The sequence below is a fragment of the Litoreibacter ascidiaceicola genome (assembly GCF_900129235.1).
GTDB lineage: Bacteria > Pseudomonadota > Alphaproteobacteria > Rhodobacterales > Rhodobacteraceae > Litoreibacter > Litoreibacter ascidiaceicola.
Window position 1 is genome coordinate 224,960 of sequence record NZ_FQUV01000004.1, and the last position, 14,325, is coordinate 239,284.

15 protein-coding genes are annotated in these 14,325 nt (G+C 58.5%); 6 read left to right on the forward strand and 9 right to left on the reverse strand.

What is annotated here, in order from left to right:
- Positions 1 to 46: 46 nt before the first annotated feature.
- Positions 47 to 1,123, forward strand: a complete 1,077-nt coding sequence (locus BUB72_RS09990) for an anhydro-N-acetylmuramic acid kinase (protein WP_425435162.1) — start codon at positions 47 to 49, stop codon at positions 1,121 to 1,123.
- Here the strand turns inward: BUB72_RS09990 and BUB72_RS09995 are convergent.
- The 5 genes from BUB72_RS09995 to BUB72_RS10015 all read right to left on the reverse strand — a co-directional run bounded on the left by BUB72_RS09995 (position 1,110) and on the right by BUB72_RS10015 (position 5,763).
- On the reverse strand, positions 1,110 to 1,538 hold the full coding sequence (locus BUB72_RS09995) for a cupin domain-containing protein (protein WP_073143461.1): 429 nt from the start codon (positions 1,536 to 1,538) through the stop codon (positions 1,110 to 1,112). The genes BUB72_RS09990 and BUB72_RS09995 overlap by 14 nt on opposite strands.
- Before the next feature lie 4 nt (positions 1,539 to 1,542).
- Positions 1,543 to 2,325, reverse strand: a complete 783-nt coding sequence (locus tag BUB72_RS10000) for a hypothetical protein (protein ID WP_073143463.1) — start codon at positions 2,323 to 2,325, stop codon at positions 1,543 to 1,545.
- A gap of 35 nt (positions 2,326 to 2,360) precedes the next feature.
- Complete coding sequence (gene eno / locus BUB72_RS10005; RefSeq protein WP_073143465.1) at positions 2,361 to 3,638, reverse strand: phosphopyruvate hydratase; 1,278 nt, start codon at positions 3,636 to 3,638, stop codon at positions 2,361 to 2,363.
- A 176-nt stretch (positions 3,639 to 3,814) separates the two neighbouring features.
- On the reverse strand, positions 3,815 to 5,359 hold the full coding sequence (locus BUB72_RS10010; RefSeq protein WP_073143468.1) for a tetratricopeptide repeat-containing sulfotransferase family protein: 1,545 nt from the start codon (positions 5,357 to 5,359) through the stop codon (positions 3,815 to 3,817).
- Positions 5,356 to 5,763: a Fur family transcriptional regulator gene (locus BUB72_RS10015; RefSeq protein WP_073143470.1), complete on the reverse strand. Its 408-nt coding sequence runs from the start codon at positions 5,761 to 5,763 to the stop codon at positions 5,356 to 5,358. Before BUB72_RS10015 ends, BUB72_RS10010 begins: the two co-directional genes overlap by 4 nt.
- 298 nt (positions 5,764 to 6,061) lie before the next feature.
- Here BUB72_RS10015 and BUB72_RS10020 point away from each other — a divergent pair, with 298 nt between their 5' ends.
- Together BUB72_RS10020 and BUB72_RS10025 are read left to right on the forward strand one after the other, a co-directional pair.
- On the forward strand, positions 6,062 to 7,390 hold the full coding sequence (locus BUB72_RS10020) for a DEAD/DEAH box helicase (RefSeq protein ID WP_073143473.1): 1,329 nt from the start codon (positions 6,062 to 6,064) through the stop codon (positions 7,388 to 7,390).
- Between the two features lie 39 nt (positions 7,391 to 7,429).
- Positions 7,430 to 7,663, forward strand: coding sequence for a methionine synthase (locus BUB72_RS10025; protein WP_245814786.1), 234 nt, complete (start codon positions 7,430 to 7,432; stop codon positions 7,661 to 7,663).
- 45 nt (positions 7,664 to 7,708) lie between these two features.
- Here BUB72_RS10025 and ssb read toward each other — a convergent pair whose 3' ends face one another.
- A complete protein-coding gene (gene ssb / locus BUB72_RS10030; protein ID WP_073143475.1) occupies positions 7,709 to 8,215 on the reverse strand; it encodes a single-stranded DNA-binding protein in 507 nt (168 codons plus the stop codon).
- 170 nt (positions 8,216 to 8,385) lie between these two features.
- Here ssb and BUB72_RS10035 point away from each other — a divergent pair, with 170 nt between their 5' ends.
- Positions 8,386 to 8,997: a lytic transglycosylase domain-containing protein gene (locus tag BUB72_RS10035; RefSeq protein WP_073143478.1), complete on the forward strand. Its 612-nt coding sequence runs from the start codon at positions 8,386 to 8,388 to the stop codon at positions 8,995 to 8,997.
- Between the two features lie 54 nt (positions 8,998 to 9,051).
- On the opposite strand, the gene aroB is transcribed toward BUB72_RS10035, so the two are convergent.
- Positions 9,052 to 10,167, reverse strand: coding sequence for a 3-dehydroquinate synthase (aroB, locus tag BUB72_RS10040; protein ID WP_073143480.1), 1,116 nt, complete (start codon positions 10,165 to 10,167; stop codon positions 9,052 to 9,054).
- A complete protein-coding gene (locus BUB72_RS10045) occupies positions 10,164 to 10,706 on the reverse strand; it encodes a shikimate kinase (protein WP_245814787.1) in 543 nt (180 codons plus the stop codon). The genes aroB and BUB72_RS10045 overlap by 4 nt, the downstream gene beginning before the upstream one ends.
- A gap of 301 nt (positions 10,707 to 11,007) precedes the next feature.
- On the opposite strand from BUB72_RS10045, the gene BUB72_RS10050 reads away from it, so the two are divergent.
- Both BUB72_RS10050 and BUB72_RS10055 read left to right on the forward strand, forming a co-directional pair.
- A complete protein-coding gene (locus tag BUB72_RS10050) occupies positions 11,008 to 12,549 on the forward strand; it encodes a hypothetical protein (RefSeq protein ID WP_175549147.1) in 1,542 nt (513 codons plus the stop codon).
- Positions 12,550 to 12,563: 14 nt separating this feature from the next.
- Positions 12,564 to 13,484, forward strand: coding sequence for a site-specific tyrosine recombinase XerD (locus BUB72_RS10055; protein ID WP_073143488.1), 921 nt, complete (start codon positions 12,564 to 12,566; stop codon positions 13,482 to 13,484).
- 4 nt (positions 13,485 to 13,488) lie between these two features.
- Here BUB72_RS10055 and BUB72_RS10060 read toward each other — a convergent pair whose 3' ends face one another.
- Positions 13,489 to 14,292, reverse strand: a complete 804-nt coding sequence (locus tag BUB72_RS10060) for a metallophosphoesterase family protein (protein WP_073143491.1) — start codon at positions 14,290 to 14,292, stop codon at positions 13,489 to 13,491.
- Positions 14,293 to 14,325: the final 33 nt, after the last annotated feature.

Below are 14,325 nucleotides of genomic sequence, written 5' to 3' on the forward strand. Positions count from 1 at the left end.
GGGAAAGCCATTGAAGATCACCGGTCCAATTTGGGCGCTTGGCGCGATGTCCGGCACATCCCTTGACGGGGTGGACGCAGCGCTGCTCCGCACCGACGGCGAGACCATTACGGCGTTCGGTGCCAGCGCGTACCGCCCCTATTCCGATGACGAGCGTGCAAGCATCGCCCAAGCGCTTGGCCAATGGCACGATGGTGAAGGCGTGGCCCAAGCGGCCGAGACGGTTGAAACGGTGCACGCAGCCCTTCTGTCACGCATGATGACAACCGAGCCTGACCAAACGCCGGTGCTGATTGGCTTCCACGGCCAGACCCTTGCCCATGACCCCGACAACCAGCGCACGCATCAAACGGGTGACGGGGCGCTGTTGGCTGAAATTCTGCGATGCCCTGTGGTTTGGGACTTTCGCAGCGCGGATGTTCAGCTGGGCGGGCAGGGCGCACCGCTCGCGCCATTCTTCCACTTTGCCTGTGCGAAGTATCTATCGCTAGATACGCCCACCGTATTCCTGAACCTTGGTGGCGTGGGCAATGTGACTTATGTCGACCCAAGCCATGACAAACCGCAGGCAGAGGGCGCGCTTCTGGCTTTCGACACGGGTCCTGCCAACGCCCCGATCAATGACCTGATGCAAACCCGTTTGAGCAAGTCTTATGACCGCGACGGGGGCCTTGCAGCACAAGGCACAGCCAACGCGCAGGTCGTCGAGAAATTCCTGAATCGGGCCTACTTCCATAAAATGCCACCCAAGTCGCTGGACCGCGACGACTTCGCGCAATTGTCGCATCACGTCGTGGACCTTGCTGACGCCGATGCCGCCGCGACGCTGAGCGAATGCTGCGCCGCCGCTGTCGCTCGTTCGATGGAGCATATGCCGAAGAAACCCAACCGAATTCTGGTCTGTGGTGGCGGACGGCGGAACGCTCATATTATGGCGCGCCTTCAAGCCCTGACAGGGCTGCAAATTGACGACATCGACGATCACGGTCTCGATGGCGATATGCTGGAGGCACAGGCTTTTGCGTACCTCGCCGTACGGGTGGCGCGCGGGATGCCTACCAGTTGCCCCAGCACCACGGGTGTGGGTGCAGATGTTGGTGGTGGAACGGTCAGTCACCCCTAGGGATGTCAAAGCCTGGCGCGGCCAGCTCGAACCCGTCAAACGTAAACCCTGGCGACACGGTGCAGCCGACCAAGGCCCACCCATTAGGTGCAGAGGCCGCTTGCCATTCGCGAGCCTCAACAACGATTTGTGGCCGCTGTCCTGCTCCGAAATCGGGCCCTAAAATGTGCTCGGTGGCCGGTCCCGTGTCACTTGGAGATATCGACAAAATCAGCGGCGTGCCCGCGTAGAAGTGCCATATCTCGCCCGCATCCACGCGATGCCAATGGCTCCGCTCACCTTGTTTGAGAAGGAAATATATGCACGTGCCGGAAGGCCGCCCGTCACCATCTGCGACCCATGTCTGGCGATACCAGCCGCCTTCGGGGTGAGGCTGAAGGTTTAGGTGTTTGATCAGGGTGTCAGCGTCACTCATCTGATTACCTTTTGTGGCGAATGGGCGATCTCAGATTTGAAACCTCCCGCCCTTGTACCAAGTGGCCATACAGCACAGTGAATATACTGAGCGTCAGTAACGAGACCACGTCCGATGCAGCGGTGAACACAAGATAGTGCAGGTTATTTTGCGCAAACGCGTCGGCAATGCTGCTGAAAGGAAGATAAAGCAGCGATGTGATGATTGCGAGGTTCACCAGCACTCCGGCAAGAGGGGCGGTCAATCGCCACGCATCGCCCAACTTCATGGGTTGATCCATTGCCGCCGCAGGTAGGATAGGGCCGAATCGAAATGTCACATAGCTGACCAGCGCGCCAACGATGAAGCCGAACAGAAGGCGGCTCCGCGTGAAGGCATTTTCAGGGTTTGCACCAAGAAATTCATCGCCCCCTGACCCAACAGCCACAATCAAAGCAACGATCAAAATCGGAACCACCGGCAGCCCTGTAAGAATGGCTTTGCCGAGGTATCGCGCGATTCGGCCGCCATCCAAACGTGGCAACCATCCCGAAGGTTCTTCGCCCTCCAGCACATATCTATGCCAGCCCACGGCAAGCCAGATCCAGCCCAAAATCGAAATTATGAAGCTCGCAAAATACCATAGAAAGTTGATGTTATCTTCGGGCAGGGGTGCATCTGGATCGTAGAAGATATCCCCTGCAAGATAGCCATACTCCGCGTAGTTCAAGCCGAGCAAAGCGATTGTGCTGATGGCCCATGGCACCAAAACCAAGCGTAGTGTTACGCTTGGTTTTGCTATGATCATCTGCCACGCATGGGTCAGTATTGCGCGGCTGGCACTCATCCCTTCAAGATCGAGCGCCCGGCGTATTCCGCTGTTTCACCCAGCATCTCGTCGATGCGGATCAGCTGGTTGTATTTTGCCAAACGGTCCGAGCGCGACAGCGAGCCGGTTTTGATTTGACCGCAGTTGGTTGCCACAGCCAAATCGGCAATCGTCGCGTCTTCAGTCTCGCCGGACCGGTGCGACATCACATTGGTGAAGCCCGCACGATGCGCCATTTCGACGGCTTTCAGCGTCTCTGTCAGCGTCCCGATCTGGTTCACTTTCACCAGCATCGAGTTGGCCGAGCCGCGCTTGATGCCTTCTGCAAGGCGGGCAGGGTTGGTCACGAACAGATCGTCGCCTACCAGTTGGATTTTGTCACCCAACTTGGCGGTTAGTGCCGCCCAGCCGTCCCAATCGTCTTCACCCATGCCGTCCTCGATCGAGATGATCGGGTAATCTGCGACAAGTGCTGCCAGATAGTCGACGTTTTCCTCTGAAGAGAGAACTTTGCCTTCGCCCTTCATGTCGTATTTGCCGTCGCGGTAATACTCTGTCGCGGCGCAATCCAGCGCCAGATAGATATCCTCGCCCGGTTTGTAGCCTGCTTTTTCCACGGCTTTCAGAATGAAATCCAACGCCTCACGCGACGAGGAGATTGCGGGGGCGAAGCCACCTTCGTCACCGATGCCCGTTGAATAGCCACCTGCGGACAGCTCTTTTTTCAGTGTGTGGAACACTTCCGATCCCATCCGCACAGCTTCGCGGATGTTCTCTGCCGCGACCGGCATGATCATGAACTCTTGGATATCGATCGGGTTGTCGGCGTGCTCGCCACCATTGATGATGTTCATCATTGGCACCGGCAAAACGCGCGCCGAGGTGCCGCCGATGTAGCGGAAGAGCGGCTGCGAGGTGTAGTCGGCAGCAGCTTTCGCAGTCGCCATGGAAATGCCCAAAATCGCGTTGGCACCAAGACGGCCTTTGTTGTCGGTGCCGTCCAGCTCAATCATCAGCTCGTCGAGGCCAACCTGATCCAGTCCGTCTTCGCCCAGCAGGTTTTCTGCCAACTCGCCGTTCACAGCGGCAACTGCGTCCAAGACGCCCTTGCCCATGTAGCGGGATTTGTCGCCATCGCGTTTTTCGACGGCTTCGTATGCACCAGTCGATGCCCCGCTTGGAACCGCGGCCCGCCCCATGGTGCCGTCTTCCAGTGTGACGTCGACCTCCACGGTCGGGTTGCCCCGGCTGTCGAGAATTTCACGGGCGTGAATGTCAATAATTGTGCTCATAGCAGGGGAGTCCTTAAGGTCAGGTTGCCGTTGCGGCAGGGTATAAAGACGCTCTGTGTCCAGAGCAAGTGAGAGTCTGTTAGCGCTAACGACCGGTGTATCAAGTGTCGCTCGTGCAATCGTCAACGCAGGTAAGAACTCCTACAACCTCAAGCGAGGTTGTAGGAGAGACGTTTTCAAGGCTGCTCGGGGCGTACGCCTAAGCCTGCAAGAAGCGGAGTCAGATGGGCTTCGTAATTGCGCCATGCCTCTGAGCTTCCCTGATACATTTCTTGTCGAACCTGACCCGTGGATGCCGTTTGGACAGCGCGCTTGGTCTTGTGGAAACTCAAGCAGTTATCTTCCCACTCGAGACCGGCAAAATCCAAAATACGCCGGGTTTCGCGTTCTTGATTTTCAGTCAAAAGCTCGTAATCCATATCCAGAATCCGACCAGGAAAACGCTCGTGCCAGAATGCCATAAGATCCTGATACAGATGGTAAAACTGAGCGATATTCTCTAGCGAGTACCGATAATCATTGCCCGGTGTCACGAAGCTGTGGCGATAAATCGACCAGCAGACGGCCCGCGCGTCCCGCGCGCAGTGGATCACTTTGGCTTCCGGTAAGGCTTTAAGAATAAATCCGATCCAGCGGAAGTTCAGCGGAAGCTTGTCGGTGATCACGGATGCATCCGTGTCCGCGTCGGCTAGCCCGCCCAGATATCCCGCACGGATTTCTCGCAGCAACGCTTCGCTCATCGGCTGGTTCAATGCGTTGGTGCGGCCCAACACATTGTTTAAAAGTCCCAATTCTCCCGCGCCATACACCTTCGAATGACTTGCGAGGATTTGTTCTGTCAACGATGTGCCGGAGCGGGGCATGCCCAAAACGAAGATTGGCCGACGTCTGGCAACCGGAACCGACAGTTCGGGCACGGATTCTGCGAATATCCCTTTAATGCGTTTGAATAGCTTCTGATCGGCGGTCGCGTCGTAAGGCGTCACTGCGCCCCGCGCATGGTTGGCGGCGTCGAAATGTTTGAATGCGCGGTCATATTCGCCAATGTCGTCATAGGCTTTGCCCAATGCGAAATTCAGACGCATCTCCGCCTCGGCCTCCAATCCACCGGCGGACAAAAGCGCTTCCATTTCTTTGATATGGGGATCGCCGGCAGTGTAGCGTCGGCATTCGGCAAGGTTTTGGTGCGCGACAACAAATCCGGGGTTCAGTTCCAAACTGCGCCGAAAACACGTCGCCGCCGCTTCCCGATCCCCAAGATGCATCAACACGTCACCTTTGTTGCACACCGCTTCAACGTAGTCGGGTGCAATTGCGATCGCGCGATCAAACAGGGTCAACGCATCCGCATTGCGATCCATGTCTTTCATCAGGCAGCCCAGATTGTTGAGCGCTTCCACATAGTCGGGCTTCTGGTCAATTGCCGCCAGATAATGCTTGGCGGCGTCTTTGAAGCGCCCCAAGTCACTCAACACGATGCCCAGATTGTTTTGCGCTTCCGCGTAGTCCGGGCGTTGCTTTACCGCAGCACGCAGTGGCGCAAGCGCTTCTTCCAAGCGCCCCATCTCCTTCAGGATCAGACCCGTGAGGTTCTGCGTGATGGGAAAATCCGGAAAGGCGTTATCCAGCTCTTTTGCCTTCGACAGCGCAGCTTCAAGATCACCTCTCTGAAAAGGCTCAACAATTTCTATCAGTTGCTCTTGAGTAGGACGTTCGCTCATGTGTCTTTGACTCCGTAAAGTTCCAAGCGGTGTCCCTTCAACTTGTATCCAAGACGTTTGGCGATCCTCTCTTGAAGTTCTTCGATCTCGGGGTCGACAAATTCGATTACCTCACCGGTTTGCATGTCGATGAGGTGGTCATGGTGGTCGCGTTCGGCGTCTTCATAGCGCGCCCTCCCGTCGCCGAACTCCAGCCGCTCCAACAAACCGGCTTCCTCAAACAACTTTACCGTGCGGTACACTGTGGCAATCGAGATCCCTGCGTCCAAGGCCGACGCGCGCGCGTGGAGTTCTTCCACATCGGGGTGGTCGTCCGCTTCCTCCAGCACTTGCGCAATCACACGGCGTTGTCCGGTCATGCGCAGCCCGCGTTCTGCCGAGCGGCTGATGATGGATTTTCCCATAGGTCGTGGCCCTCTTCGTCGTTACCATGCATTTTAGGCACGGCACCGCCAAGCCTCCAGCCCAAATAGCGCCTAAGGCTTGACTTATCGTCCCTCAGGGCGCATTTGCCCTTCAAGCCTGCGCACTTATGGTGCCGCGTGAGCTTTGCAAAACCAGCAAGGCACTGCACCGCCGCAGCACACACGTTCCCGATATTCACGCGAATGGGTCCGGTGGAGGAAACGCCTCCACGACCATTTTAACGCGACCTCACCGCCGATTCAGGCGTGGGGCCCACATGTCACGAGAGGACATGACTTGAACAAATTTGAAGCTTTGGGGATCTCCCCGAAAATTGCCGAGAAACTTACAGAAAACGGCATTACGAACCCGACCCCGATCCAAGAAGAAGCGATTCCGATCATCCTGACCGGCCGCGACGTCATGGGCCTGGCCCAAACAGGCACTGGCAAGACCGCAGCTTTCGGGCTGCCGATGATCCATAACTTGATTAAAATAGGCACCAAGCCGGCCCCGCGCACCGTGCGCGGCCTGATCCTTGCGCCGACCCGCGAGCTTGCCAAGCAAATCTGCGACAACCTGAAGATGTTTCAAGGCGGTGGTCACCTGAAGATCAACATGGTCGTCGGTGGCGTCTCGATTAACCCGCAGAAAAAAGCGCTGGAACGCGGCACGGATATTCTAGTCGCCACACCGGGTCGTTTGATCGACCTTCTGCAGCAAAAGGCTGTGGTGTTGGGGGATGCGAAGTATCTTGTCCTCGACGAGGCTGACCAGATGCTCGACATGGGCTTTATCCACGCCCTACGCCAGATTGCACCGTTGCTGCCAAAAGAGCGCCAGACCCTGTGTTTTTCAGCCACCATGCCGAAGCTGATGGAAGAGTTGGCCGCGACCTATCTGGACCACCCGCGCCGCGTGCAAGTTGCGGCACCCGGTAAGACCGCGGACAAAATCACCCAGTCGGTTCACTACATCGCCAAGGCCGCGAAAAACGACCTGCTGATCGAGCTGATGGACAAGCACCGTGACGACCTCGCATTGGTGTTCTGCCGCACCAAACATGGTGCGGAAAAGCTGATGAAGCTGCTTGATAGCAAGGGCTTCGCTGCAGGTTCTATTCACGGCAATAAGTCGCAAAACCACCGTGACCGCTCGTTGGCCCAGTTCAAGTCCGGTCAGCTACGCGTCTTGGTGGCCACCGACGTGGCAGCCCGTGGGATCGACATTCCGGGGGTGGGCTTCGTGTATAACTACGATCTGCCAAATGTCCCTGAAAGCTACGTGCACCGCATTGGCCGGACCGCGCGTGCGGGCCGTGAAGGGGAGGCAATCGCCTTCTGTGCGCCGGACGAAATGGGTGAATTGAAAGACATCGAGAAGATGTTGAAGATCACCATCCCTGTTGCGGGCGGTCGCCGCTGGGCGCCCCATGAAGAAGAGAAAAAACCCGCGCGCGGAGGCGGTGGTAATCGTGGCGGTAGTCGTCCCGGTGGAGGTGGCGGCGGACGTCGCGGCCAAGGAAAGCCCAAAGCGGTAGGTGGCGAGGCCCCGTCCGGTGGCGCGCCAAAGCGTAAGCGCAATCGCCGTCGTCGGGGTCAGGGCCCAACTTCCGCCGCGGCTTAAATGCAAGCGGGTCGTCTAAAGCGTGTGATGGCGGTGACCATGACCGTTCTCACAGCCTGCTTCGGCGGGCTGTGGGTCTTCGGGTACATGTATGTCTCGGCCATGGCTTGCGCGTTTTCGACCAGCGGAAAGTGCCGCGCAAAGATGCCTTGGCAAATGTCGGGGGAGGACTTGCAACTTTTCGTGCTTGTCCCCGGTGCGATTTTTCTGGCGCTCCTCTTCGGGACCATTTTGCTGTGGCGCAAGCGGCCAGATAGTAAGTCCAAGACATGAAAAAAGGGGCCCGACCGGCCCCTTTTAATGATTGTTCTAAATGTTCTAAAACGGGATTTCGTCGTCGATATCGCTCGACGGGTTGGATTGACCACCGCCGCCGCCAGATGGACCGCTGTCATAGCCGCCACCCATAGGGTCGCCGCCGTAGCTTCCGCCACCACCGCCACCGCCGTAGTTGCCACCGCCACCACCGCCACTTGGGCCGTCGAGCATGGTCAGGGTGCCGCCATATCCTTGCAACACGACTTCGGTGCTATATTTGTCAGCACCGCTTTGGTCCTGCCACTTGCGGGTTTGCAATGCGCCCTCGATGTAAACTTTGGAGCCCTTCTTCAAGTACTGTTCGGCGATGCGAACAAGACCTTCCTGAAAAATCGCGACCGAGTGCCACTCGGTTTTCTCGCGACGCTCGCCGGTGTTCTTGTCTTTCCACGTCTCGGATGTGGCAATCCGCAGGTTGCATACCTTGCCACCGTTTTGGAACGTGCGGACTTCGGGATCGCGCCCGAGGTTGCCGATAAGAATGACTTTGTTAACTGAACCGGCCATGTGCGTGCGTCTCCCGAATCTTGCTTTGGTGCTCTTATATCGTCGGTATTTGGTTAATGGGAGACTTACAACCACACTCTATGGTAGGCGCAAATTTGCGCAGGGGGTGGCGAATGTCGATTATTCGACTATATTGCGCGCAGTTTGATGTGGTGACGGGATCGGTGTAAATGCGTAAGCTCTTGGTAGCATTGGCGGCATTCTCAGTAATGGTGCCGTCATTCCCACAGGTTACAGTGGCCGAGGGACTCGCGTCATCAGGCTCGACCAGCAACCGGTCAAAGATTTTCAGCTCGCAAGCCCGGCTCCTCGACGGGCGTTTGTCGTCGCAATACAAAGCCTCCACAAAGTTGCAGCCGGGAACCAAAAAGATTTCCTACGGCGTCTCCACGGCGATCCCACGCTATCGCGGCTCGTATAAAGGCGTCTACCTTGAAGACGCGAAAAGCGCGGCGCGCAAGCATGGAATTCCTACGGATTTGTTCCTGCGGCTCGTGCAGCAGGAAAGTGGCTGGAAACCGCACGCGGTTTCCCATGCGGGCGCGATTGGTCTGGCACAGTTGATGCCCGGAACCGCGCGCAAGCTACGGGTGAACCCGCGTGATCCGAAGCAGAACCTTGAGGGCGGAGCGCGGTACCTCAAGCAGATGTACCGCAAGTTCGGAAGCTGGCGTTTGGCGCTTGCCGCCTATAACGCAGGGCCGGGCGCTGTTGAAAAGCATGGCGGTGTGCCGCCGTATCGCGAGACACGGAATTACGTCCGCGTGATTTTAGGAAGCTGATTTTGTGGGGGCCAGCCCCCACACCCCCGAGGTATTTTTGAAGCAATGATAGGGCTAGGTGAGCGCTTCGTGTAACACGCGACGCACGGTATAGGTGTCGACATCGGATGTGACGAAGGCCTCGCCAATGCCACGCGCCATGATGTAGTTCAGCGTGCCTTGTGTGACCTTCTTGTCTTGCCCCATAAGCGCCAACAGCCCGTCCGCATCCGGCAAGTCGCCTTCAATATCGTTCAAGTCTGTTTTCATGCCCATCGCCTTGAGATGCGCGCGGACGCGGCTGGGGTCTTCTTGCGAACACAGGCCAAGGCGCGACGAGACCTCGAAAGCCAGCGCACAGCCGATGGCAACGCCTTCTCCATGGAGCAAGCGATTTGAATAGCCCGTTGCGGCCTCTAATGCGTGACCGAAGGTATGGCCGAGGTTGAGCAAGGCGCGGTCGCCTTGTTCGGTTTCGTCCCGCGCGACAATGTCGGCTTTCATCTGACAGGACCAGCGGACAGCTTCGATACGTTTGGCGACGTCTCCGGCGGCCAGCGTCGGGGCGTTGATCTCAAGCCACTCAAAGAACGACGCGTCCCCCAATAGCCCGTACTTCACCACCTCGCCATATCCCGCCAGAAAATCGCGCTCGGTTAAGGTGCCAAGGACAGCGACATCGGCCAGGACCAAAGACGGCTGGTGAAACGACCCGATCAGGTTTTTGCCATGCGGCGAGTTGATCGCCGTTTTTCCACCGACAGAACTGTCCACTTGAGCAAGCAAGGACGTGGGGATTTGCACAAACCGCACGCCCCGACGCAGAATAGCGGCGGCGAATCCGACCAGATCACCAATGACGCCGCCTCCGAAGGCGAGGACCATATCGCCGCGCTCTACTTTTTGCTCCAGCAGCCACTCGACGGTCTCAGAGAGGTAGCGCCAGCATTTTGTCGCCTCGCCGGCGGGCAGGGTGAGATGGGTCATCTCTATCCCCTCGGCGGCCAACCCGTCGCTCAAGCTGTCCAAATGAAGCGGGCCGACCGTGCTATCGGTGACGACGGCCACACGAGGGCGGCTCAGCAGGGGGGAGACCCATGCGCCGGAGTTTGCCAGCACCCCGTGGCCAATCTCGATGCGGTAACTGCGGTCGCCCAAGGCGACGTGAACGGTTTCGTGCGGATGTGTCACGTGTTGGCTTCTTTCAGGAGGTTTGCGTCGTGCAAGGTTGCGATGACTTGCTCTGCCATGTCGTCAATGGAGTACTCGGGGCGGGCTTCGACGCTCAGTTGCGCTTGCGCATAGATCGGATTGCGCGTCTCGTAGATTTCGGTGAGCGTGGCGAGCGGGTCGGCCGTGCGCAGCAAAGGCCGGGTGGTTTTATGCCGAACGCGGGACCATAGAAGGGACAATTCGGCGCGTAGCCAGACCGACACCGCCTTCTCGTCGATCAATGCGCGGTTGGCCTCGCTCAGGAATGCGCCGCCACCGGTAGACAGCACAGCCGGCTCACCGTCCAGCAAGCGCGAGATCACTTCTGTTTCCCGTGCGCGGAAAAAGGCTTCGCCGTCGCGTTCGAAAATCTCGGCGATCGAGCGGTTTGCCGCACGCACCAGCTCTTCGTCACTGTCCAGAAATGGCACGCCCAAAATGCGGGCCACAGCCCCGCCAATGGCCGTTTTTCCAGCGCCCATCATGCCCACGAGGACCAAGGGGCGTGTCAGGGTCATGGCTTTGGGTGGCATTCTCTCGCTCAATTTACTTATTTCTACTCTGAATGGAGTGAACTTGCCGAAAAAGCCATATATGAATCAACCAACAGGCGCAAAGGGCGACAACAAAAATCGCCCCAGACAAAAGGCAGATGCAGCGTGATACGGCTTTTAAAAGCTTTGATTTTCCTGATCGTGGTAGGAATTGTCGGGATCATCGGCTATGCCTATTTGGGCGACCTAACTCCAAGTCGGGTCGAGGTGAATCAACCGGTCACTTTGGATGCCAATTAGTAATTTTGCCGTAGCCTTTGCTGTTTTGAGTTTTATTGCGATGCCGCTTGAGCGGGCGCGCGCCGATGAGCCGCTGTCCGCAATCGGCTGGTTGTCGAATGTGGTCGAGGCCCCGAAGACCGTAGTGCCGCCGAATTTACCCCAAGCCAAAGCCGTAGATGATGTGGCGCGCTCTGCGACGCCCGCTTCGGTGGTGACGACGACTTTGGGGGCACCCAGCCGTGACGCGGTGGGGTTGGTGCCAAGCTCCGTCACCGGAATTCCCCTGCGGTTTTGGGGAACAACCAGCTCCAAAGCTCTCGCGGCTGCGTTAAGTGACTTGCGACCCGATCTGCCCCCGCCTTTGGCAGAGTTGATGCGTCGTCTGCTTCTGGCTGAGCTTGCACCGCCCATCGACAGCAGCAATGACGACATCTTGTTCCGCGCGCGGGTCGACGAGCTGCTGGCCTTGGGCGCGTTGGATCAGGCCAAAGCTTTGTTGGATCGTGCCGATCCAGGGACCGCAGCGTTGTTCCAGCGCTGGTTCGATGTCAGTTTGTTGACGGGGGAAGAGGACGCAGCTTGCACGCGGATGCTACGTCAGCCGGATTTGTCGCCCACATATCCCGCGCGCATCTTTTGCATGGCGCGGGCTGGCGATTGGGACGCCGCGAATCTCACGCTCAACACCGCCAAAGCGCTCGATGTGATGACGCCTGCGGAAGATGCCCTGATGGCGCGGTTCCTTGATCCCGAATTGTTTGAGCGGGAAGCCCCGCTGCCGACACCCACACGGGTCACGCCTCTCAATTTCCGGATGCATGAAGCCATTGGCGAGCCTCTGTCGCTTTCGGCGCTGCCCAATGCTTTTGCCTTTGCCGCGCTGTCTGAAAACGGCGGCTGGAAACCCCGGATCACCGCAGCTGAACGGCTGGCGCGCACCGGGGCGATATTGCCTTCGCGCCTTTTGGCCATCTACACAGAGCGTCAACCTGCGGCGTCTGGTGGCGTTTGGGATCGCGTGGACGCGGTTCAAGCGTTTGAGGCGGCGTTGAGGGCTCGTGATCCGAACGCGGTAGCTGCACAATTGCCCGCGGCGGTGCGTGCAATGCGCCGCGCGGGGCTAGAGCCTGCATTGGCCAGCATGTTCGGGGAGGCGCTCTTGGGGTTGCCGCTGCTCGACCCCGTCCGCGAAGACGCGACGCGACTGGCGCTACTGTCGCCCGCTTACGAGGCTGCTGCCAACTCCGATACCATCTCCGCTGACACGCCAGCATTATGGCGCGCTGTTGCGCGGGGGGATGTGGCGACGATTGGTGAAGTGGCGCAATCCGGCAATCTGGATGCCTTGGAAGGGGCGGTCGCTGCTGCTTTCACGGCCGCAGGGCCTGCGAGTGATCTGGAACCCATGATCAAGAACGGCAATCTTGGGCTGGCAACACTGAAAGCCGTCAAAATGATGGAAGACGGGGCTAGCGCCGACCCGCTGGCGCTGGAAAACGGGCTTCGCACGCTTCGGCATCTGGGCTTTGCCGACATCGCCCGCCGCATGGCGCTCTATGCGTTGATCACGCGGCCACGCAGTTGAGTTTGCCACCCGCCATGTCGCGCTGGATCGAGACGTTTCTGGACGCTCAAGCCGCCGAACTGGACGCGTCCGAGAACACGCTTTTGGCCTATGGGCGTGACCTGATCGACTTCGCCGGATGGCTGAACGATCGCGGCCCGTCTTTCGAGACCGCATCGCGGGCAGATGTCGAAGATTATCTCATTCATTGCGATGATCAGGGGCTCGCCCAATCCACCCGTGCACGGCGCCTTTCAGCGGTCAAACAGCTTTACCGTTTCGCCTATGAAGAGGGCTGGCGCGAGGACAATCCCGCGATCCAGATCAAAGGGCCGGGGCGCAAGAAGTCGCTGCCCAAGACGTTGAGCGTCGAGGAGGTCGACCGCTTGCTAGGTGCTGCACAAACCTCGGCACGCAGTCAGGAAGACCGATTGCGAAACACCTGTCTGATGGAGCTGCTATATGCGACGGGGATGCGCGTGACCGAGCTGGTGACCTTGCCTGTATCAGCGGCGCGCGGTGATCCGAGGATGTTGCTGGTCAGGGGCAAAGGGGGCAAGGAACGCATGGTTCCACTTGCCGCGTCGGCGCGCGATGCGGTGGCTGTCTGGATCGAGACGCGCGACGAGATGGATGCCGCTGGCCAATCCAAGGGCAAGCCTGCGTCCAAATTCCTGTTCCCGTCGCGTGGCAAATCAGGTCACCTGACCCGCCACCGCTTCTATATGCTGATCAAGGAACTTGCCGTCACGGGCGGGGTGGATCCGTCAAAGGTGACCCCGCATACGTTGCGCCATGCATTTGCCACCCATCTGCTTGCCAATGGTGCGGATTTGCGAGCCATTCAAACATTGCTTGGACATGCAGATATCTCAACGACCGAGATTTACACGCATGTTCTGGACGAGCGTTTGAAAGAGCTGGTGATGGAGCATCACCCGTTGGCAAACGGTTAGGCGGTTAACGCCTTAATGCTGCGGGCAGGATGTCTTCGCTGGGCCATATGCCGGACCTCAGCCCGACCTCATACCCTTGCACAAGTCCAGCCTGCTCCATCGCCTGCGCTGCCGCCTCGACGTCATAGTTTAACGCGTGGAAGCGCACCCCGTCTTCGGACAGAATTGCATAGCGGGTTTCGGGTCTGCCATCATGCGGCGGCATCCCGATGACGCCGGCATTGATCCACGTCGTGCCGGATATGACCCGTTCAAATGGAACACCCGAATGCCCTGCGATGACGCCATCAATCGGGCCGGTTTGAGCTTGGATCGCCGAGATTTCTCGGTCGAATGTGTCGATGTCATCGGAGGGCCAGATAAACCGCGCCACATCGTCTGTACCCCCATGGACAACAATATACTGCTTGCCCGCATGTCTAAACCGCAGCCAGTCCGGCGTGCTCTGCCAAAACTCCGCTGCGCGCGCCCCCAATTGCCGCGCGGCATGTTCGAACCATGTCTTTGACGCGATGTCACAGGCCGTGCCGTCTTCGAACCCGCAGCCGCAATCTGCGGCCCCGTCAAGCAGTTGCTGCTCGCAATTGCCCCGGATGGACGGGCAATCCCAATCCCGCAATCGTTTCGCACAGGTCAGCGCGTCCGCGCCATAAGCAACGGCATCGCCTGCAAAGAGGCAGTGCGAGGCGGGAATGCCGCGCGCTGACGCGACCTCCATCAGCGCGTGCAAGGCTTGCAGGTTGGAATAAACGCCACCGAACAGCAGGACTTCGCCGGTCAGTTCGCCTAGATCGCGGATATTGGGCATGGCGGTTTCCCTTGAAGCAGGGGGCTTGGCACC

What these genes read in the sequence shown, in the direction of transcription:
- BUB72_RS09990 (WP_425435162.1), top strand. Translation starts at nt 47, where the DNA reads ATGTCCGGCACATCCCTTGACGGGGTGGACGCAGCGCTGCTCCGCACC.
- BUB72_RS09995 (WP_073143461.1), bottom strand. Translation starts at nt 1,538, where the DNA reads ATGAGTGACGCTGACACCCTGATCAAACACCTAAACCTTCAGCCTCAC.
- BUB72_RS10000 (WP_073143463.1), bottom strand. Translation starts at nt 2,325, where the DNA reads ATGATCATAGCAAAACCAAGCGTAACACTACGCTTGGTTTTGGTGCCA.
- eno (WP_073143465.1), bottom strand. Translation starts at nt 3,638, where the DNA reads ATGAGCACAATTATTGACATTCACGCCCGTGAAATTCTCGACAGCCGG.
- BUB72_RS10010 (WP_073143468.1), bottom strand. Translation starts at nt 5,359, where the DNA reads ATGAGCGAACGTCCTACTCAAGAGCAACTGATAGAAATTGTTGAGCCT.
- BUB72_RS10015 (WP_073143470.1), bottom strand. Translation starts at nt 5,763, where the DNA reads ATGGGAAAATCCATCATCAGCCGCTCGGCAGAACGCGGGCTGCGCATG.
- BUB72_RS10025 (WP_245814786.1), top strand. Translation starts at nt 7,430, where the DNA reads ATGACCGTTCTCACAGCCTGCTTCGGCGGGCTGTGGGTCTTCGGGTAC.
- ssb (WP_073143475.1), bottom strand. Translation starts at nt 8,215, where the DNA reads ATGGCCGGTTCAGTTAACAAAGTCATTCTTATCGGCAACCTCGGGCGC.
- BUB72_RS10035 (WP_073143478.1), top strand. Translation starts at nt 8,386, where the DNA reads ATGCGTAAGCTCTTGGTAGCATTGGCGGCATTCTCAGTAATGGTGCCG.
- BUB72_RS10045 (WP_245814787.1), bottom strand. Translation starts at nt 10,706, where the DNA reads ATGACCCTGACACGCCCCTTGGTCCTCGTGGGCATGATGGGCGCTGGA.
- BUB72_RS10055 (WP_073143488.1), top strand. Translation starts at nt 12,564, where the DNA reads ATGTCGCGCTGGATCGAGACGTTTCTGGACGCTCAAGCCGCCGAACTG.
- BUB72_RS10060 (WP_073143491.1), bottom strand. Translation starts at nt 14,292, where the DNA reads ATGCCCAATATCCGCGATCTAGGCGAACTGACCGGCGAAGTCCTGCTG.